The 18511-nt window shown below is 61.8% G+C and carries 19 protein-coding genes; 8 read left to right on the top strand and 11 right to left on the bottom strand.

The genetic code is table 11. The features are described from left to right. The 3 genes from R3F00_RS16860 to R3F00_RS16850 form a co-directional block, all read right to left on the bottom strand. The coding region (locus tag R3F00_RS16860; RefSeq protein ID WP_371282893.1) for a LysR substrate-binding domain-containing protein at window positions 1-675 on the bottom strand (675 nt) is incomplete at its 3' end. Then, window positions 675-1025 carry an arsenate reductase (glutaredoxin) gene (arsC, locus tag R3F00_RS16855; protein ID WP_371282892.1) on the bottom strand — a complete coding sequence of 117 codons (351 nt, stop codon included), beginning with the start codon at window positions 1023-1025 and terminating at the stop codon, window positions 675-677. The genes arsC and R3F00_RS16860, both read right to left, overlap by 1 nt. 177 nt (window positions 1026-1202) lie before the next feature. Further along, window positions 1203-1415 (bottom strand): hypothetical protein, encoded by a 213-nt coding sequence (locus R3F00_RS16850; RefSeq protein ID WP_371282891.1) that lies wholly within the window; start codon window positions 1413-1415, stop codon window positions 1203-1205. A 332-nt stretch (window positions 1416-1747) separates the two neighbouring features. On the opposite strand from R3F00_RS16850, the gene R3F00_RS16845 reads away from it, so the two are divergent. Next, window positions 1748-2464: a CsgG/HfaB family protein gene (locus R3F00_RS16845; protein ID WP_371282890.1), complete on the top strand. Its 717-nt coding sequence runs from the start codon at window positions 1748-1750 to the stop codon at window positions 2462-2464. Window positions 2465-2541: 77 nt separating this feature from the next. Here the strand turns inward: R3F00_RS16845 and rluB are convergent, their stop codons facing one another. From rluB to R3F00_RS16830, 3 genes are read right to left on the bottom strand one after another with little or no spacing between them, the layout of a single operon-like run. Beyond that, a complete protein-coding gene (gene rluB, locus R3F00_RS16840) occupies window positions 2542-4125 on the bottom strand; it encodes a 23S rRNA pseudouridine(2605) synthase RluB (RefSeq protein ID WP_371282889.1) in 1584 nt (527 codons plus the stop codon). Next, a complete protein-coding gene (gene scpB / locus R3F00_RS16835) occupies window positions 4122-4895 on the bottom strand; it encodes an SMC-Scp complex subunit ScpB (protein WP_371282888.1) in 774 nt (257 codons plus the stop codon). Before scpB ends, rluB begins: the two co-directional genes overlap by 4 nt. Window positions 4896-4905: 10 nt before the next feature. Continuing rightward, window positions 4906-5763, bottom strand: coding sequence for a ScpA family protein (locus R3F00_RS16830; protein WP_371282887.1), 858 nt, complete (start codon window positions 5761-5763; stop codon window positions 4906-4908). 566 nt (window positions 5764-6329) lie between these two features. On the opposite strand from R3F00_RS16830, the gene R3F00_RS16825 reads away from it, so the two are divergent. The 6 genes from R3F00_RS16825 to R3F00_RS16800 all read left to right on the top strand — a co-directional run bounded on the left by R3F00_RS16825 (window position 6330) and on the right by R3F00_RS16800 (window position 12683). Further along, complete coding sequence (locus tag R3F00_RS16825; protein ID WP_371282886.1) at window positions 6330-6629, top strand: YciI family protein; 300 nt, start codon at window positions 6330-6332, stop codon at window positions 6627-6629. Continuing rightward, complete coding sequence (locus R3F00_RS16820; protein ID WP_371282894.1) at window positions 6629-6895, top strand: BolA family protein; 267 nt, start codon at window positions 6629-6631, stop codon at window positions 6893-6895. The genes R3F00_RS16825 and R3F00_RS16820 overlap by 1 nt, the downstream gene beginning before the upstream one ends. Further along, entirely contained in the window at window positions 6895-7761 is an 867-nt protein-coding gene (locus R3F00_RS16815) for a peptidyl-prolyl cis-trans isomerase (protein ID WP_371282885.1), read from the top strand. Before R3F00_RS16820 ends, R3F00_RS16815 begins: the two co-directional genes overlap by 1 nt. Window positions 7762-7785: 24 nt before the next feature. Continuing rightward, entirely contained in the window at window positions 7786-11289 is a 3504-nt protein-coding gene (smc, locus tag R3F00_RS16810; protein WP_371282884.1) for a chromosome segregation protein SMC, read from the top strand. 68 nt (window positions 11290-11357) lie between these two features. Further along, on the top strand, window positions 11358-12143 hold the full coding sequence (gene zipA / locus R3F00_RS16805; RefSeq protein WP_371282883.1) for a cell division protein ZipA: 786 nt from the start codon (window positions 11358-11360) through the stop codon (window positions 12141-12143). A gap of 141 nt (window positions 12144-12284) precedes the next feature. After that, window positions 12285-12683 carry a phasin family protein gene (locus tag R3F00_RS16800; protein ID WP_371282882.1) on the top strand — a complete coding sequence of 133 codons (399 nt, stop codon included), beginning with the start codon at window positions 12285-12287 and terminating at the stop codon, window positions 12681-12683. Window positions 12684-12767: 84 nt separating this feature from the next. Here R3F00_RS16800 and R3F00_RS16795 read toward each other — a convergent pair whose 3' ends face one another. Together R3F00_RS16795 and R3F00_RS16790 are read right to left on the bottom strand one after the other, a co-directional pair. Beyond that, entirely contained in the window at window positions 12768-13400 is a 633-nt protein-coding gene (locus R3F00_RS16795; protein WP_371282881.1) for a TetR/AcrR family transcriptional regulator, read from the bottom strand. A gap of 29 nt (window positions 13401-13429) precedes the next feature. Then, window positions 13430-13687, bottom strand: coding sequence for an acyl-CoA-binding protein (locus R3F00_RS16790; RefSeq protein ID WP_371282880.1), 258 nt, complete (start codon window positions 13685-13687; stop codon window positions 13430-13432). A 190-nt stretch (window positions 13688-13877) separates the two neighbouring features. Between R3F00_RS16790 and R3F00_RS16785 the strand changes: the two genes are divergently transcribed. Continuing rightward, window positions 13878-15872 carry an SDR family oxidoreductase gene (locus tag R3F00_RS16785; protein WP_371282879.1) on the top strand — a complete coding sequence of 665 codons (1995 nt, stop codon included), beginning with the start codon at window positions 13878-13880 and terminating at the stop codon, window positions 15870-15872. Between the two features lie 144 nt (window positions 15873-16016). Here R3F00_RS16785 and R3F00_RS16780 read toward each other — a convergent pair whose 3' ends face one another. The 3 genes from R3F00_RS16780 to R3F00_RS16770 all read right to left on the bottom strand — a co-directional run bounded on the left by R3F00_RS16780 (window position 16017) and on the right by R3F00_RS16770 (window position 18365). Then, window positions 16017-16679, bottom strand: coding sequence for a phasin family protein (locus R3F00_RS16780; RefSeq protein ID WP_371281317.1), 663 nt, complete (start codon window positions 16677-16679; stop codon window positions 16017-16019). Window positions 16680-16773: 94 nt separating this feature from the next. Then, a complete protein-coding gene (locus tag R3F00_RS16775) occupies window positions 16774-18090 on the bottom strand; it encodes a patatin-like phospholipase family protein (RefSeq protein WP_371281316.1) in 1317 nt (438 codons plus the stop codon). Further along, window positions 18090-18365 (bottom strand): polyhydroxyalkanoic acid system family protein, encoded by a 276-nt coding sequence (locus R3F00_RS16770; RefSeq protein WP_371281315.1) that lies wholly within the window; start codon window positions 18363-18365, stop codon window positions 18090-18092. The genes R3F00_RS16775 and R3F00_RS16770 overlap by 1 nt, the downstream gene beginning before the upstream one ends. Window positions 18366-18511: the final 146 nt, after the last annotated feature.

Raw genomic sequence — 18511 nt, 5'->3', positions numbered from 1 at the left:
GTAGTCGCCGTTGTTGACGAGCAGGTTGCCGTGAATTCTTGTCGCAACGGATTCTCCGTCGCGCTCTAGCACGAGCTCGTCGCGACGCGTCGACAAGGTGTAGATCAGCAGGTTGTGATGGGACAGTTCGGATGGGTGCCTGGGCGTGCCGGCCCGTTCCAGATAGGCGGGTGAGGCGGTCAAGACAAGGCAGGCTGGCGCAATCCTTCGTGCGACCAGGGATGAATCCGCGAGCTTGCCGATGCGTATCGCCATGTCGAATCCTTCGTCGACAAGATCGACTGCACGATCATTCAGTTCGAGCTCCAGTTCGACCAGTGGAAAGCGCCGCTGAAACTCGGAAAATGCCGGAGCCAGGTGGTGAACGGAGAACGAAATGGGTGCACTGACGCGCATGCGTCCACGCGGCTCCACCTGCAATTGCGCTGCTTCGGCCTCGGCTTCGGCCAGCTGGCCAAGTATCTCGCTGACGCGTTCGTAATAGTTCTTGCCCGGATCGGTCAGGCTGATCCTGCGCGTCGTGCGATTGAGAAGGCGCACGCCGAGCTCTTCTTCGAGATTCTGAATCAACTTGCTCGCAAGTGCCCGTGATATGCCCATTTGCTCGGCTCCGGCAGTAAAGCTGCCGGAGTCAACCACCCGGGTGAACAACTGCATGCCCTGCAGCTTGTCCATCAGAGAATATCCAGTACCGACTCGGGTGGTCTGCCGATGGCGGCCTTTCCGTTGGCGACCACGATGGGGCGCTCGATCAGGCGCGGATGAGCACGCATGGCCTCGATTAGTTCGGCATGCCCAAGACGTTCGTCATCCAGACCGAGGGCGCGGTATTCGGCTTCATTGCGACGCATCAGTTCGCGAGGTGCGAGTCCCAGCATCTCGAGGATGCGTTCCAGTTCGACCGCGTCCGGCGGATCGTTCAGGTAGTCGACCACCGTGGGTTTGATGCCGCGCTCGGTGAGCAACGCCAGAGTGTCGCGCGATTTCGAACAGCGCGGGTTGTGCAGGATTACGACGTCACTCAAGGCCTGTTGCTCCGCAGGGTACCGGGGCAGACTTTGACGCGATCACGGCCGAGTGGCAAGGAACTCGAATGCGGCCGCTTGGTCTTGTTCAGGCAAACGACTTGCGGTGCAGCATCTCCGCGGGATTCGGGTGCGGACGAGTTACCCTCGCGCTTGCGTCACCCGATCAGAGTCTTCCTAGTAGGCCGGAGTACCGCTTCGGCGAGGAAGCTGGCCGAGTTCGCACATGACGATGAATTGCTCGGCTGAGCGGCGGTCGATGAAGCTGGCGATCGCCGCATCGCTCTGGGGGGCGCGCACCTCATAGTGCGGTGCAGCGCGGCCAAGTTCGAGGATCCTGTCGAGCTGGTAGCCGAGAATGTTGGCTTCGGTCTGGCGTTGTGAGGGCATGGCTGTCGGGCCTGATTTCGTTGTGCGCAAAGCATAAGGATTGCTTGTGTCGGCACGGTTAACCGTCGGTTTCGCGCAGGTTATGATCCGCGCGAGCGCTCAAGGTTCCATCGACACGTGTGAGCAAGCGCACACTCCGTACGTGACCGGATCGCCGGTGTCTATGGCGATCAAGCCTGCTTCCGGATGCCGGGCCCCTGTTAGAATGCACCCCGATCGTCGCATCTGGCTGAGAACAAGAGCCGCCGGCGTCGGGGGCAGAGGTACTCAAATTGCTCGATTCGACTGGGTAGCGAGAGCGTTGCAAGTCGAAACACATTGGGAGAGTTGAGATGAAGAAGGTATTTGTCGTCGCCGCACTGGCCCTGGCCGGGCTGGGGTTTGCGGGCATGGCCGCTGCGCAGGGTGGAAAACCCTCTGTTGGCGTGGCTGAATTCAAGAACGAGTCTGGCGCCGGCTGGTGGCGCGGCGGGGTGGGCTGGGAACTTTCCGGCATGCTGTCCAACGAGTTGTCGAGCACCGGCAGTTTTCGCGTGGTGGAGCGCGCCAAACTCGAGAAGGTGCTTGAAGAACAGAATCTCGCTGCTTCGGGTCGCGTACGCTCGGGAACCGGTGCGGATATCGGCAAGTTGACCGGTGCGGAATATCTGATCATGGGCACGGTATCGGCCTATGAGGAAAATACCGCGAGCACCGGCGGCGGAATCAGCTTCAAGGGTATATCCCTGGGTGGCAAGAAGAGCGAGGCCTACGTCGCGGTGGATATTCGTGTGGTCAACGCGACCACCGGCGAGATCGATTTTTCGCGCACGGTTGAAGGACGCACGTCCGGCGGCGGTGTGAGCGTTGGCGTATTCCGCGGCGGTTTTGGCGGTGCTCTGGCCAGTGAAAAGAACACGCCTGCAGGCAAGGCGATTCGCGCGGTTCTCGTCGAAGTCACCGACTACCTGAGTTGCGTCATGGTTGAGCGCAATGGCTGCGAAGCCGACTATGCCGCCAAGGAAGCCAAGCGCCGCAACAGCAACAAGAAGGGACTCAAGCTCGACTAACGGCGGGTTTCCAGCGAAGTCCCGGGAAACGGCGCGGCGCAAGCTGCGCCGTTTTTCCTGGTTCGAGCCAGCAACAGTCAGTCCTTCGAGCCCGGCCCCCTTCGGTTGCCGCCACCCTGCTTGCGCGGACCCTTGCGATTTCCGCCCGGTCCGCCATTGCCCCCACGTGGCGCCGAGTTCCCGCGCGGGCCATTTCCACCACGGCGGGCATTGCCGCTGGTGTTGCCGCGATTGCCCCAGATCCCCTGTTCGCGATTGCCGTCGGCCTGTGGCGCCCGATTGCCGCGTGCATCGTCCTGGGCCGAATTCCCGCGCGATGCCCGGTTGCCGGACGCATCCTGAGGATTGCGGCTGCGATTGCCCTGGGCCGGCCCACTGCGCTGCGGATTGCCGCGGAACGGCCGGCTTCCATCATTCGCTTCATGGCGCGGGTCGCGGTTGGCGTGTGCCACGGACCCGGTTGAGTTCGGATTGCCCTGGCCAGCCTGATTGCCTCGAGCCGGGCCACGGCCGCCAGAACCCCGCTTGCGTGCGCCTGGCTGCGGTGAATCAGGAAACCAGGCGCGCAGTACGGCCGGATTCAAGCCTGGATCGACATACTGGGAGCCTTCGTTCTTGCCGGGCTTGGCGCGCGGGCGGGAGGGGCGGGGGCCACCGCCCCCGCGCGAGCGCTTGCCCTTGTTTGACGAGGGCGACTTCCAGGGCTCATCGCGCATGCGGTCGAACTGGCCGAATTCACGCGCTTCTTCCGTACGCGTGCTGGTCCAGGCCTGCTGGGATTTCGGATCCGGACGAAACTCCGTGATCGAGCTGCGGCGCTGGCCGATGACCGGGGCCAGCGTGAGCGTGGCTTCGGGCTCCGCCGCCCCGCAAGCCTCGCGCAATGTCTTGATCTGATCGGGCTCGAGACTGGCGCTCTGCTCGCGCTTGAGCAGGCGAGGCAACTCGACATTGGCGTAGCGAATGCGCTTGAGTCGGCTGACCATGAGGCCGACCGCTTCCCACATGCGGCGGACCTCCCGATTGCGCCCTTCGCGGATCACCACGCGGAACCACGAATGACTGCCACCACGACTGATCACGGCAATCTCGTCGAAATGGGCCGGGCCATCTTCGAGATCGACACCGCTGCGCAGGCGCTCGATGACTTCATCGGGTACCTCGCCATGCACACGGCAGATGTATTCGCGCTCGAGTTCGGAGCTCGGGTGCATCAGGGCGTTGGCGAGCCCCCCGTCGGTGGTCAGCAGAAGCAGGCCGGTCGTGTTGATGTCGAGGCGACCCACCGCGATCCAGCGTGCGCCCTTCAATCTTGGAAGATGCTCGAATACGGTCGGGCGTCCCTCCGGATCCTCGCGCGTTGTCATCACGCCCTCGGGCTTGTTGTAGACGATGACCTGCGCGTGTTCGGTGTTGTCGCTGATGACGACGAACTTCTTGCCGTCGATTTCGACGCGATCCCCTGCATGGACGCTCAGGCCCAGCGTGGCAACTTCGCCGTTGACCTGGACTTCGCCGGCTTCGATGCGCCCTTCCAGCATGCGGCGGGAACCGAGACCTGCCGTGGCCAGCACCTTGTGCAGGCGTTCTTCGAGGGTGGCGGCCACATCTTCAGGGGCCGAGCGTTTCAGTGAAAGTACATTGCGTACAGGGGAAGTCATGCATCTTGCTCCGATGTGTCGGCGTCAACCATGGACGCAGACAAGGGCGGGGGTTGGCTGGCCGAATCGCCGGCATCGACGCCGCGCGGATCTTCCTGCGCGTCGTCTTCGATGGTGTCGGAAGGAATTGAAGCGGATGCTTCCTGCGCGGCATCCGCGAGGAGCCTGGGGTCGTTTGCGACGACGGCTTCGGCCTCTCCGTTGCCGGGAGGACCCAGCGAAAGCTGCGGGTCCATGTCATCGAAGTCGCGAATCTCTCCAAGCGACGGAAGCTCGTCCAGCGAACGCAGATTGAAGTAGTCAAGGAAGCCGCGCGTGGTTCCGAACAGAGCCGGCTTGCCTGGCGCATCGCGATGGCCGACAACGCGGATCCATTCGCGCTCTTCCAGAGTCTTGACGATGTGGGTGGAAACGGCAACGCCTCGAATCTGCTCGATTTCTCCGCGCGTGATCGGCTGGCGATACGCAACCAGTGCAAGCGTTTCGAGCAGGGCGCGAGAGTAGCGACTGGGTCGCTCGGTCCAGATCCTGGCTACCCAGGCGTGAACATCGTTGCGCACCTGGTAGCGAAAGCCTGAAGCCACCTCGACGAGCTCGATGCCGCGACCTTCGCAGTCGGCCTGCAAGGATTCGATGGCGCGAGAGATTTCGTCGTGGCTGGTAGCCTCGTTTTCACCAAACAGCGCAAGTATCTGCGCGGGGCTCAGCGGATTGCCGGCAGCCAGCAAGGCTGCCTCGATAATGCGTTTTAGCAATTCAAATTCGATCATGTGGGCAAGTTCAGTCGGCCGCGGCCAACGATTTGAGATAGATGGGCGCCAGCGCCTCACCCTGGGAGATTTCGAGCAGTTGCTCCTTGGCCAGTTCGAGAATGGCCAGGAAGGTGACGATGATCCCGTGCCGACCCTCACTCAGGTCGAACAGGCTTTCGAAGGGATGAAATTCGCCATTGCCCAGCGCACGCAACACATCGCTCATCCGGTTCCTGACCGACAGGGCCTCACGCTGAATGGCGTGATGGCTGAAAAGCTCTGCGCGATTGAGCACGTCCTTCAGGGCGAGCAGAAGCTCGCGCAAGTCGACCGGTGGGGGCAGGCGGATGACGTTTCTGTCGGGTACATGAGCCGATACCGCGGCCGTATCGCGTTCCATGCGCGGCAGCTCGTCGATATCGGCAGCGGCCTGCTTGAAACGTTCGTATTCCTGCAGGCGACGAACCAGCTCGGCGCGCGGATCTTCCTCCAGGCCTTCTGCTTCCGGGGGTCTTGGCAGCAGGAGTCTTGATTTGATCTCGGCCAGAATCGCCGCCATGACCAGGTACTCGGCGGCCAGCTCGAGGCGCATTTCCTGCATCAGGTCGATGTAGTCGACATATTGGCGCGTGATCTCCGCAACCGGAATGTCGAGGATGTCGAGGTTCTGCCGGCGGATCAGGTAGAGCAACAGATCCAGTGGCCCCTCGAAGGCGTCAAGAATGACTTCAAGCGCATCCGGCGGGATATACAGGTCCTGCGGCATCTGCAACACCGGTTCGCCACGCACCAGCGCCAACGGCATTTCCTGCTGCTGGGGCACCGGCGGGAATGCCGACGTGGGTTCTTCTTGCTGGATTTCGATTTCGGTTGTCGGCGTATTCATATCCGATCCGGTTGCCCGGCGCCTCACGGCGCGGGTCATGCTCAGATCTCACGTGAAAAAAGAGTCGGCCGGGTTTATCGGCCTGACCATTGCGTGGCCGGTGACAAGGCACCGGATCCATGCAAACCACAGCAAGCACGGCCAGCCATTACCAACCTGAGCCGCTGTGGATGAAGAAAAAGCGTATGTCGGTCCGCCCGGCAGCACAGACTTCCAACAACCAGAAACGCCCGGATCGAACCGGAAAGAAACCGTCAACTGGTTGCGTACAGGCGAATCGCCTGAAAACCCACCCGGCGCTCCCGCTCGGATCCAGGTGCCATGCAACAACGTGGTAACCAGCGGTGCGGACGCCCCTTGCCCTCGGGAGTCACGACAGCAGCGGGTGCTTTGCCCCGCTTTGCACTGATTCGGAAGCAAGCGTAAGGCTTGTAGATGCGGAAGTCCAGTAGGTTTCCCGTCGCGATCACGATGAAACCCGGCCATGACTCGCAAGCCTGCGCAGATCGATCTCCGTCCCCGGCACCGATCGGCTAACATACGCGCCCCTCTTCGGTAGCCTTTGCATGTGGTACGTGATCGTGGGTCAGGACAATCCGGGAAGCCTGGAGCAACGCAAGGCGAGCAGGCCCGATCATCTGCGTCGGCTCGAAATCCTGCGGGACCAGGCGCGCCTGCTGATTGCGGGTCCGTTTCCGGCTGTGGACGCGGATGATCCCGGGCCTGCCGGATTCACCGGCAGTCTGATCATTGCCGAGTTCGCCGATCTGGATGCCGCCAGAGCCTGGGCTGCCGAAGATCCCTACCTGCGGACTGGCGTCTACGCTTCGGTGGATGTCCGCCCGTTCCGCAAGGTTCTGCCATGATCGATCGGGTCGAAGCGATTCGTTCCCGTCTGGCCCAGGCGTTTGCCCCCTGCGAGCTGACGGTTACGGATGACAGCCATCGCCATGTCGGTCACGCCGGGGCTCGCGATGGCCGCGGCCACTTCAGCGTCCGGCTGATCAGTGCCGCCTTCGAGGGCATGGCGCCGCTGGCCCGGCATCGAGCCATCTACGCCGCACTCGGCGAGCTGATGCAGACCGACATCCATGCGCTATCGATTGATGCACGTACAAACGAGGAATCCTGATGACTGTAATATCAACCCCGCGCCTGCCAATCCTTGTGCTGGTTCTGTCGCTGACACTGTCTGCCTGTGGCGGCAGTTCGGGTCACGACGCGTTGCCAGCGGGCCTGCCGATCGTGGAGACAGTGAATGGACAGCCGGTTCCGCAGGTGCTGCTCGATGTACTCGCCCGCGAAAGAAAGCTGGACCTGGACGTTCCCGAGCAGCGCGCAGCCGCACTCACCGAGTTGCGCGACTACATCCTGCTTGGGCAGGCGGCCGAGGCCGGGTCCTACTTCGATGATCCGTTGTTCGCTGCCGAGGTCGAAATCAACCGGCTGCAGGGCATGGCCAATGCAACGCTGGGCAAATTCCGCAGCAGCGCCCAGGTGGACGACAGCGTGCTGCGCACCGAATACGAGCAGCAACTGGCAAAGGCCGGATCTTCCGAATACGATTTCAGCCAGTTGCTGTTTGACAACGAGGACGACGCGTTGAAGGCAGCCGGCGAAGCGATGAACCAGCCCTTCAGCGAAGTGTTTGATGCGTGGAGCACCAGGGCCAAGCAGGCGCGCGCATTCCAGCGCGTGCGTCCGGTCCAGTTGCCGGAGCCGATGGCCAGGGCGCTCACGTCGATGAAGTCCGGTGAAACCACCAAGGTACCGGTAAAAACCGACTACGGCTGGCATGTGATCCATGTTGGTGCGATCTCGCCGTTCGTACCCCCCACATTCGAGCAGTTGCGTGAGAGCATTCGCGAGACCCTTCTGGCGCAACTCTCGCAGCAGCGATTGATCAAGCTGCGCGAGGAAGCCAAGGTCACTACCGAGTCTCCGACCGATGCTGAGCCATCTGCCGATGCCGTTCCGGCTGACAAACCTGCCAACTGACCCATCAGGGACGAAACTGCTTCCATGCGACTGACTACGATAAAACTGGCCGGATTCAAGTCATTTGTCGATCCGACCACTTTGCACCTGCCCACCAACATGTCGGCCGTGGTTGGCCCGAACGGTTGCGGCAAGTCCAATATCATCGACGCAATTCGCTGGGTCATGGGTGAGAGCGCGGCCAGTCGGTTGCGCGGTGACTCACTCACCGACGTGATCTTTTCCGGTTCAAGTGCACGCAAGCCTGTCGGTCAGGCGGTTGTCGAACTCGTCTTCGACAATTCGGATGGCACGGTGACCGGTGAGTATGCGCAGTACAACGAAATATCGGTCAAGCGCCTGGTCAGTCGCGACGGACAATCGCAGTATTTCCTGAATGGCACGCGCTGCCGACGGCGCGATATTACCGATTTGTTCCTCGGGACCGGCCTGGGGCCACGCAGCTACTCCATCATTGAACAGGGCATGATCAGCCAGATCGTCGAGTCCGATCCGGAACAGCTGCGCGTACACCTGGAGGAAGCGGCCGGCATCTCGCGCTACAAGGAGCGGCGCAAGGAAACCGAGAGCCGAATCAAGGCGACGCGCGAAAATCTCGATCGCGTCACCGACGTACGCGACGAAGTCGACAAGCAGCTTGAGCACCTGAAACGGCAGGCGCGCGCGGCCGAACGCTGGCAGGCATTCCAGGCCGAGCACAAGCGCAAGGAAGCCGAGCTGAAGGCGGTCAATCTGCGCGAGGCCAGGACAGAGCTGGATTCCCAGTCCGGCAGCCTGCGTCAGGCCGAGTTGGCCATCGAGCAGAAACTGGCCGAGCAGCGTCAGCGCGAGGCGCAAATCGAGACGGGTCGCGAAGCCCATCACGCAGCCACCGAGCATCTCAATGCGGTGCAGGGAGATGTTTACAAGGTCGGCGCAGAAATCGCCCGCGTCGAGCAGCAGATACAGCACAGTAGAGTGCTTGCCGAGCAACTGCAGCGTGCGCGCGAAGAAACCGAACGTGCACACGCCGAACTGGCCGAGCACATCGCCACGGACACCAGCCAGGTCGAGTCGCTGCGATTGATCCTGAGTGACTCGGCGCCCCAGCGCGAAGCCCTTCACGAAGCGGTCGAAAAGGCGGCTGAAGTACTGAGCGTCGCCGAGGCCAGTCTGGCCGAATGGCAGGAGAAGTGGGATGCCTACGCCAGGTCCAGCTCCGAAGCGGGTCAGGCAGCCGAGGTTGAGAGAACCCGTCTCGACTATCTGGATCGCCAGTGCGCCGAAGCCGATCGCCGACGCGAAGCGCTGCTGGCCGAAAAACAGGCCGTGGACCTGACCGAGCTAGCCAGGGCACTGGAAACGCTCGATTCGGAGCAGGAGACCTTGCGCGAGCAGGTCGAGGCCCTGGCTGCGACACTCGATGAGCGCCGGCTCTCCCACGAACAAATCGTCGAAAGCGAGCAAGGCTTGCAGACCTTGCTGAGCACGAGTCGCGGAGAACTTGAAAAATCACGCGGCAGGCTGGCCTCGCTTGAAGCGCTTCAGCATGCCGCGCTGGGCGAAGGCGATGATTCCGCCCACGCGTGGCTTGAGCGTGTGGGCCTGTCCGGCTCGCGCCGTCTCGGTGAAGTGCTTGAGGTGGACAATGGCTGGGAGGCTGCGGTCGAGACCGTGCTCCAGGGCTGGCTCGATGCCGTGCTGGTCGATTCGCCCGGAAGTCTCGTGCAGGAACTTGCAGGGCTGGTCGAGGCAGACCTGACCTTGCTGGCTGCGGCTACCTCCGACTCCGGTTCTGCCGACGGAACACTGGCGGCGCATGTTCGCGGACCGAAGCCCATCCAGGACATGCTGGCGAGGATCCGCACGGCGGATTCGATGGACGACTTGCGCGCGGTTTCCGCGGATTTGCCGGTCGGCCATTCGGTCATCACGGCGCAGGGCGACTGGATGGGTGCCGGGTTTGCGCGCATCGCACGCGCCCAGGGTTCCCAGGTCGGTGTGCTCGCCCGCGAACGTGAGATCACCCATCTCGGCAAGCGTATCGAGGAGCTCGAAGCCGCCATCGAAGAGCATGCGGCCCGGCTTGAGCAGTCGCGGCTTGCCCGGATCGAAGCGGAGCGCGCGCGCGACGAAGCACAGCGCGAGGCGCACGCTGCCCACCGTCGACTGGCCGAGAATTCCGGTCAGCTGCAAAGCCATCGAGGACGCATGGACAGCGCTCGCGAGCGCCTGGTCCGGATCGACGGCGAGCTTGAAGAATTGATCACCCGCCTGGATACGGAGCACGGCCAGATACGCGAGGCACGCGGCCGCCTCGACAAGGCTGTCGAGCGCATGGGAGAACTGGAGCAGCAGCGCCAGCAACTGGACGCGGGACGTCGACAGTTGCTGGAGTCGCGCGAAGAGGCACGCATGAATGCGCGCGAAGCGCGCGACGTTGCGCACCAGGCCGCACTGTCGATCGAGTCGAAACGATCCGCACTGACATCACTCGAGCAATCGCTGCAGCGCATGCAGTCGCAGTTGGCCCAGCTTGAGTCGCGTCGTGGCGAGATTGCGGAACAGCTTTCCTCCAGCGACGATCCGCTGATCGCGCTGGAGTCGGAGCGGCAATCCTGCCTGAATCAGAGATTGCTCGTCGACAAGCAGCTCGTGGAAGCGCGCAAGGCGCTCGAGGAGCGCGACGCAGAAATGCGCAGGTACGAAGTCGAACGCAACGTGATCGCGGAAGCGCTGACCGAACGCCGCGAGGCGCTGGCGAATCTTCGCCTGAACGCGCAGGAGCGACGCCTGCATGCCGAAGCGCTTGCCGAGGCGATCGTCGAGGCCGGCTTCGAGGTTGACCGGTTGATCTCGGAGTTGCCGGAAGACATCGAAGCCGAACGCTGGAAGAGCGAACTGGAAGGTCTTGAGCAGAAGATCCGGCGTCTGGAGCCTGTCAATCTGGCCGCAATTCAGGAATATGAAGAGCAATCCCAGCGCAAGGTCTATCTCGATGCGCAGTTGACCGATCTGAGCACGGCGCTGGAAACCCTCGAGGGTGCCATCCGCAAAATCGATCGCGAAACGCGCCAGCGATTCAAGGACACGTTTGACCGCGTCAATGCAGGCGTACAGGAGCTCTTTCCGCGCCTGTTCGGTGGAGGTCAGGCCTATCTGGAACTGACCGGAGAAGATCTGCTGTCCACCGGCGTGTCGATCATGGCGCGGCCGCCTGGCAAGCGGGTCACCTCGATATCGCTGCTCTCGGGTGGCGAAAAGGCCATGACGGCCGTCGCCCTGGTGTTCTCGATCTTTCGTCTGAACCCGGCTCCATTCTGCCTTCTCGACGAGGTTGATGCGCCGCTGGACGAAGCCAACGTGGGGCGCTTCTCGGCGCTGGTGACCGAAATGAGCGAGAACGTGCAGTTCATTTTTGTTACCCACAACAAGTCGACGATGGAAGCGGCGAAACAGCTCTGCGGCGTGACCATGCGCGAGCCGGGCGTTTCGCGTCTGGTTCTCGTGGATCTCGCCGAGGCGGCCAAACTGGCAGGGGCGGCTTAACGGGCCGGCAACAGCACACCCATCCGGCAGCCGGGGGATATCATGCAATATCGGTTTCAGGAGTAGACATGGAGCAGCAAGCATTGAGCGCCACCGAGATGCGGGTGATCATTTTCGTGATCGGCTTGATCGTGCTTGCCCTGATCTACTTCTTCGGTCGGCCCAGAAAGCCGGGGCAGGGCAAGCGAACCCTGTTCCAGGGCAGGAAGGGGCAGCGAGTCGAGCCGACCCTGAGCGAAAGCAGCGATTTCGAGGAACCAGGTGAATTCGCCGACGCTCCGACGGGCGAGCAGTTCGACCTGCTTGGATCGACCCCGTCTGAAGTGGACGACGCATCGTCAGCGCCGCGCAAGAATGCCCGATCCCGGCGATCTGCCAAGCCACCCGTCGGGGCCCGACCCAGCGGCCCCATCGAGCACATTGTCACGTTGTTTGTGAGTGCTCGCGATGGAGCCACGATTTCCGGTAGCGACCTCGTCGTGGCGGCCGAGAAGGCGGGCCTGGAGTTCGGTGATCGCGGCATCTTTCACCGGATGGTGACTGGCCGCAACGAAGCCGGACCCGTCTTCAGCATGGCCAACATGCTCAAGCCCGGAAATTTCGACATGGCCCGCATCGAGACGCTGGATACGCCGGGACTCACATTGTTCATGGCCTTGCCGGGCCCGTTGCCAGCCCTTGATGCCTGGGACGCCATGTTGCCGACGGCACAGCGTCTGGCCGAGTTGCTGGACGCCAACCTGCAGGATGAAAAACACGGTGCGCTCGGACGCCAGGGAATCGCGCACATTCGCGACCAGCTGCGCGCCTGGGACCGAAAGCACGAAGGCGAATCGTTCCGCGCCAACTGGTAGGCGCGTTCGGCGGCTGGCGAATCCCGTCCCTGAATGCCGCCGTTGCCTGATCCTTGTGTAGTGTGAATGCTCGACTGCAAGCGGGGATGATGAGTCCATCGCCGGACTCTGGCGAATTCCAACCCCATGAGGAGAGGCATTGTGAGCAAGCAAATCAAGGTCAGAAAGCCTGCAAAGGCCAAGGTTGCAACGAATGCGGACAAGGCTGAGAAGCTTTGGCTTGCCGGCCTGGGTGCGGTCTCCGTCGCCCAGAAGATGGGCGCCGAGCTGGCTGAAAACATGATCAGCGAAGGCAAGGCCTTCCAGGTCCGCAGCGAAAAGTTCGCACGCAAGGTTTCGACCGATCTGCGCAAGAAGATCGAGAGCCGCGTGAAGCCGGTCAAGGCGCGTCTGCTGGAAACCCGCAAGAGCGCTGAAGCGACATTCGAGAAGGGGCTGGGTCGTGTGCTGTCGTACGCCGGCATTCCCTCCAAGGCTGACGTTGACGCACTGATCACGCGCGTCGATCGCCTGTCCAGGCAGCTGCGCGCGGCCAAGTAAGTACGACTCTCCAGCGTGCCATTGAAAACGGTCGCCTTGTGCGACCGTTTTTTTTTGCGTGTGGCTTGCTGCCCTGGAATTCGGCTAACGCAAGTAGGCGGCTGCGAGGGTATTCAGATGCAGACGCTCGGAATCGCGCAGGAACGGTGCGATCAGCATCATGACCTGATGGATGCCGCGGCCGACATCGGGCTGGCCTGATTCGCTCTTGCCGTGGCGAACGGCGTCGAAGTTGAGCCAGAACGTTGCGACCAGCACGATGTTTTCGGCGGTGGCGCGTATTTCGTCGGCACTTGCGCGAAATATCCCTGCAGCAGCCAGTCCTCGCATTACGCCCGCGGCATTTTCGGACGCGCGTTTGAGGATGCGCGAGAAATGCATGCGCAGCTTGCGGTTGCGGGAGAGAATGTCGACGAGATCGCGATAGACAAAACGAAAATCCCACATGCATTCGAAGATCTGGTGCAGCTGCAACCAGACATCTTCAAGCGTGGGCAGCCGATCGTCGGGCACCACAAGCGCTTCGTCGATGCGCTGCTCGTAGCGCGCGAACAGGTGACCTATGATGTCGTCCTTGTTGCGGTAGTGGTAGTAGAGGTTGCCCGGACTGATGCCCAGCTCGTCCGCGATGTGATTGGTCGTCACATTGGGCTCACCCTGCGTATTGAACATGGCCAGGGCGGTTTCGAGAATGAGCTCGCGAGTTTGACGCGCCATCGGGTGTCCCGTGCGGTTTGTCGCGATGGTCAGGCGCGCAGCTTTGCGACCAGATCGACATACTTCTGCTTGGCTTCGTCCTGATCGGTGCCCTTGAGCTTGGCCCAGGCCTCGTACTTGGCCGTACCGACAAAATCGAAGAATCCGGGTTTCGGCCCCGAGACATCGCCATCAGCCCCCTGCTTGTAGAGGGCATACAGCTTCAACAAGGTGTCGTTGTCTGGGCGGTCTGGCAGCTTCTTGATGTCTTCCGCGGCGTTTTCAAAGCTGGTCTGAAGCTTGGACATGTGAATTGGCCTGATTGGACGCGCCCCCTGCGCCGGAACTTTCTATCATGCACCCGGAGGGTGGTCAACGCGATTCAATCGTTCGTGGAAAGCTTGTCGACGGGCGACTATGCTGTATGCCGCCGGTGATCGTAGCCCTCGCTCCTGATGGGGTTGTCTGGGCATCCTGAAATTGGATTGGAGTGGGGATATGACATATTTCGTGACGGGCGCGACCGGATTCATCGGCCGCCATCTGCTCGAGAAGCTGCTGCTGCGCAAAGGCAAGATCTACTGTCTCGTACGCAAGGAGTCGATTCCGAAGTTCGAGGAACTGCGTGACCGCCTCGGCGCCGACAAGGAACGCATGATTGCGGTCACCGGAGATCTCGCCAGGACCCGTCTGGGGGTAACCCCGACCGCGCTGAAGAACATGAGCGGCAAGATCACGCATTTCTTCCATCTTGCCGCGCTGTATGACCTTTCTGCCGACGAAGCGGCCCAGGTCAAGGCCAATATCGAAGGCACCCGTCACGCATTGCAGCTTGCCGAAAGCCTGAAGGCCGGTTGTTTCCACCACACCAGTTCGATTGCGGCCGCCGGACTCTATCCGGGCGTCTTCCGCGAGGACATGTTTGACGAAGCGGAAGGCCTGGACAATCCCTATTTCAAGACCAAGCACGATTCGGAAGGTCTGGTCAGGGCGGAGTGCAAGCGGCCGTTCCGCATCTATCGTCCGGGCATCGTGATCGGCAACTCCCAGACCGGAGAAATGGACAAGATCGACGGTCCCTACTATTTTTTCCGCCTGATAAAGAAGATGCGCGAAGTGTTACCTCCGTGGATGCCGACAGTCGGCCTGGAGGGCGGTCGCCTCAACCTGGTCCCGGTTGACTGGGTCGCGGCGTGCATGGACCACATCGCTCATGTCCCCAAGCTGGATGGCCAGTGCTTCCACCTGACCGACCCTGCTCCGCGCAGGATTGGCGAGGTTCTCAATATCTTTGCTCACGCCGGCCATGCGCCAAAGATGACGATGCGGCTCGATGCGCGCATGTTCGCGTTTGTGCCCGCTGCCGTGCGCCACGCCCTGGGCAACCTGCCACCGGTACGGCGCATGCTCAACTCGTTCCTGCATGATTTCGGCATTCCCGCCGAAGTGATGCGCTTCATCAACTACCCGACGCGTTTCGATTCACGGGAAACCGAGCGCGCGCTGCGGGGTTCGAAGATCAAGCTGCCCAAGCTGCAGACCTATGCCTGGCGCTTGTGGGACTACTGGGAACGTCATCTGGATCCAGCGCTTTTCATCGACCATTCCCTGTCTGGCAAGGTTAAGCGCAAGGTGGTTGTCGTCACCGGGGGCTCCTCCGGCATTGGCAAGGCCGTTGCCCTGAAAGTGGCTGCCGCGGGGGCCAAAGTGGTCATCTGTGCGCGCGGAGAAGAAGAGCTCGCTGCGGCGAAAGTCGAAATCGAAGCAGCCGGAGGATCCTGCCACAGCTACGTGGTCGATCTGGCCGATCTGGCCTCCTGCGACGCCTTCGTCAAGCAGGTCACGGCGGATCACGGTGGCGTCGACATCCTCATCAACAATGCAGGACGCTCCATTCGCCGCGCGATCGCGTCGAGCTACGACCGCTTCCACGATTTCGAGCGAACGATGCAATTGAACTATTTTGGTTCGCTGCGTCTGATCCTGGGTTTCCTGCCGAAGATGACCGAGCGTCGTCGCGGCCATATCATCAACATTTCCTCGATTGGCGTGCTGACCAACGCACCCCGGTTTTCGGCCTATGTTTCGTCCAAGGCGGCCCTCGACGCATTCTCACGCTGCGCCCAGGCGGAGTTTTCCGATCTTGGAATCAACTTCACGACAATCAACATGCCGCTGGTCAAGACGCCCATGATCGCGCCGACGAAGATGTACGATTCCGTGCCGACCCTGAGCCCGGAAGAGGCCGCGGATCTGGTTGTGGGTGCGATCATCGAGCGTCCGGTCCGGGTCGCGACGCGCACCGGAATCTTCGCCCAGCTGTTCTACTCGGTATCGCCCCGAGCCTACGAAATCGTCATGAACACGGCGTTCCGCCTGTTCCCTGATTCCTCGGCGGCCAAGGGCATCAAGGGTGTACGTGAGGAGAAGCAGCAAGGGCCGTCCTCGGAGCAGGTTGCGTTTGCAGCCCTGATGCGCGGCGTTCACTGGTAGCGGGAACTCCCGGCCTGTGAACCGGACACGCTCGCTGTTTATTGGGCTTGTTTCAGTTTCGGTGTTGCCAATAGCCAAAAAGAAAGCCCCTCTCCGCCAGCGGAGAGGGGCTCTTTTTTAAACAGGGCGGGCCTTCAGGGCTGGCTACTTCGCGCTTTTCTTCCTGGCCGCGGCTTTCTTTGCCGCCGGCTTTTTCCTTGCCGCCGGCTTCTTTGCTGCTGCCTTTTTTGCGCTGCTGGCGCTGCGCTTCGCGCCTGCCTGCTTGAGCTGGGCGGACTCGAGCTCACGCGCTACATCGGCCAGTTCGTCCTTGACCCGGGAAATGGATCGGGTGGCGCCACTTCTTGCCGCAGCGCTGCGGTCGGCGGACTTGGCTCCGGACTTGCTATTGAGCTTGCTTACCTCGCGGCCGAGTTCCTCGACGCGCTTGGTCAGCTTGTTGAGCTCGGTGCTGCCGGGAACGCCAAGGCGGTTCAGGGCGCGGGATACGCGGCTCTCGAACACTTTCTCAAGCTTGTCCCAGGTTTCCTGGCTGCGTTCCTTGACCTGGCCAACAGCAGCCTCGACGGCACCGCGCGCCTCATCGGCCTTGCCTGCGGTGAGCTTGCGGGTCTTTTGCTCGAGGGAGACTCCCTCGCGCACCAGTGCCTCGAACAGGCGGGTACCCTCGTCCTGAGCCTTGGCGAATGCGCCGAGGCCGGCGAGCCAGATGTGTTGTGCGGATTCAACGATCGACTTGCCGCCTGCGCGAGCCGTGGGCTTGCTGGTCGCTGGCGCGGCTTTGGATTTCAGCTTGGGCTTGGTCATGTCATTTCCTTCGAAGGGTCAAGGGCAGCTGCCCCGATTGGCGGGAATAATAGTAGAGATCAATAGAGCAAGTAGTCGATGCCCCGCAGGCAGGTCAGGAGTGCGCCGAGGGCGAGCGCGCAGACCTGCTTTTCGGGCGCGCCGGCGCGCGGGTTCGTTTTGGCGACTTTGCGATGGTGCGTCCGCGTTCCAGGGCGCGATCAAGATCGTCCAGCGTGCGGTGCAGCTGCGAGGTGGCCTGGGATCGCCGTGCGGGCTTGCGCTCGAGTCCACTCAGCAAAGTGCGTCCCGGCTCATCCAGGATCTCATCGCGCAAGCTCAGTCCGTGGCGCCTGAGCAACGGGCCCAGTGAATTGCGATGCTTGCGCAGGTCGCTGATGGTGGACTGGTAGGCATGCTCGGCGAGTCGCTTGCGGTGGGCGAAACTGAAGACATTGGTGAAGAACATGTCGGTGTCGTCGTCGCCGGGTTCGATGATCAGCAAATCCGAGCCGGCATACTTGCCTTCATATTTCGGAATGCTCGCCTGCATCCTGGACTGCAGCAAGGTGCGGAACATCTGCGACAGCACCGAAGGCAAGCCGCCTTCGATCAGGCTTGCCGGAGAAATCTTGCCCATCGCACTTGCGTTGGTCGTGTCGATAGGAACCAGCGGATTGATGGCAAACACCAGATCGGCTCCCGCTTCCAGCGCGACCGAGGCATGGACCGTATAGCGCAGGGCGCCATCCACGTAGTATTTCCCGTTGATGTTCACCGGCGGATAGAGGCCGGGCAGGGCCGCGCTGGCTTCGATGGCGCGCGAAATGGGTACGTCGTCGTGGCCTTCTGTTCCAAACCGGACGGCTTGTCCGGTATCGAGTTCCACGGCAACGATATAGAGCTTGCGCGCAAGCTCACGGAAGTCATTGCTGCGCCCGTGTGCGGTGAACGCCGTGCGCAGGAAGCGTTCAATGGCTTCGTTGTCGAAGATGCCGGTGGGGAGAATGCTGCCGAGTCGCAGCAGGCTGTCGGATACATTGAGCTCCAGCGGGTGCTTCGCAAATTCGGCAAGTCCGGCCAGCAACATGCGCGGCACGCCGGCGAGGCGACTGAGGTACTCGAAAATGGCCGGGCGGATGAAGTCCTCGGGTCGAAAGCGAAACTGGTCGGAGTCTCCGGTGATGAAGATCCTGCACATTTCGGCTGTGCTCAGCCGATTGGCCAGGCTCGCTGCCACGAACGCGCCGGAACTGACACCGACATAGGTGTCCAGTGCATTCAGATCGAGACCCTCGATGGCGTCATCGAGGGCGCGAACGGCGCCAATCTCGAAAATGCCGCCGATCGGGCCGCCACCGGCAACAGCCAGCGCGATGCTCGGATGTCTGCCCTTGCGACGCGGTTTCCGGGCTGCCTTGATTGCCAGCATCAGCCGATCTGCTCGTCGAGATGTCGGTGAATCTCCTGCTCGATCATGGGTTTCATGACGCCCATCAGGAAACCGAGCTGTGCATAGACGTGGACCTCGCCTTTCTCCAGGGCGATGTGGCCATCGACGCCGCTGCGGGAAAAGGCCAGCGTGTTGCCCTCCCAGCCGCAATCAAGGTCGAACTCCTTGGCAATCGACTTGGCCAGCTTGTTGACCGCCTTTTTTGCTTCAGTCGTGGAAAGGTTGTGTTTTCGGCGGATATCAATGCTCGCCATCCAGTTTCTCCGGTTTCGCCAACATGAGGACGTTGCGCGACAGACACTATGATGCCCCAGGAGCCATGTCGGCAGAAGCCTTGGGCGGAACGAAGGTTCCAGTTTCCGGCCGCGGAACAGCTCGCCCCACCCGGCAGGAACCGGGA

Origin of the sequence: Dokdonella sp. (assembly GCF_041395345.1) — a bacterium.
GTDB lineage: Bacteria > Pseudomonadota > Gammaproteobacteria > Xanthomonadales > Rhodanobacteraceae > Dokdonella.
Note: the sequence above shows the minus strand (reverse complement) of the source record. Positions and strands in the feature narration are given on the sequence as shown.

Bases quoted from the DNA above. Each gene is read 5' to 3' on its own strand.
- R3F00_RS16850 (WP_371282891.1), bottom strand. From the start codon at position 1,415: ATGCCCTCACAACGCCAGACCGAAGCCAACATTCTCGGCTACCAGCTC.
- R3F00_RS16845 (WP_371282890.1), top strand. From the start codon at position 1,748: ATGAAGAAGGTATTTGTCGTCGCCGCACTGGCCCTGGCCGGGCTGGGG.
- rluB (WP_371282889.1), bottom strand. From the start codon at position 4,125: ATGACTTCCCCTGTACGCAATGTACTTTCACTGAAACGCTCGGCCCCT.
- scpB (WP_371282888.1), bottom strand. From the start codon at position 4,895: ATGATCGAATTTGAATTGCTAAAACGCATTATCGAGGCAGCCTTGCTG.
- R3F00_RS16830 (WP_371282887.1), bottom strand. From the start codon at position 5,763: ATGAATACGCCGACAACCGAAATCGAAATCCAGCAAGAAGAACCCACG.
- R3F00_RS16825 (WP_371282886.1), top strand. From the start codon at position 6,330: ATGTGGTACGTGATCGTGGGTCAGGACAATCCGGGAAGCCTGGAGCAA.
- R3F00_RS16815 (WP_371282885.1), top strand. From the start codon at position 6,895: ATGACTGTAATATCAACCCCGCGCCTGCCAATCCTTGTGCTGGTTCTG.
- smc (WP_371282884.1), top strand. From the start codon at position 7,786: ATGCGACTGACTACGATAAAACTGGCCGGATTCAAGTCATTTGTCGAT.
- zipA (WP_371282883.1), top strand. From the start codon at position 11,358: ATGGAGCAGCAAGCATTGAGCGCCACCGAGATGCGGGTGATCATTTTC.
- R3F00_RS16795 (WP_371282881.1), bottom strand. From the start codon at position 13,400: ATGGCGCGTCAAACTCGCGAGCTCATTCTCGAAACCGCCCTGGCCATG.
- R3F00_RS16790 (WP_371282880.1), bottom strand. From the start codon at position 13,687: ATGTCCAAGCTTCAGACCAGCTTTGAAAACGCCGCGGAAGACATCAAG.
- R3F00_RS16785 (WP_371282879.1), top strand. From the start codon at position 13,878: ATGACATATTTCGTGACGGGCGCGACCGGATTCATCGGCCGCCATCTG.
- R3F00_RS16780 (WP_371281317.1), bottom strand. From the start codon at position 16,679: ATGACCAAGCCCAAGCTGAAATCCAAAGCCGCGCCAGCGACCAGCAAG.
- R3F00_RS16775 (WP_371281316.1), bottom strand. From the start codon at position 18,090: ATGCTGGCAATCAAGGCAGCCCGGAAACCGCGTCGCAAGGGCAGACAT.
- R3F00_RS16770 (WP_371281315.1), bottom strand. From the start codon at position 18,365: ATGGCGAGCATTGATATCCGCCGAAAACACAACCTTTCCACGACTGAA.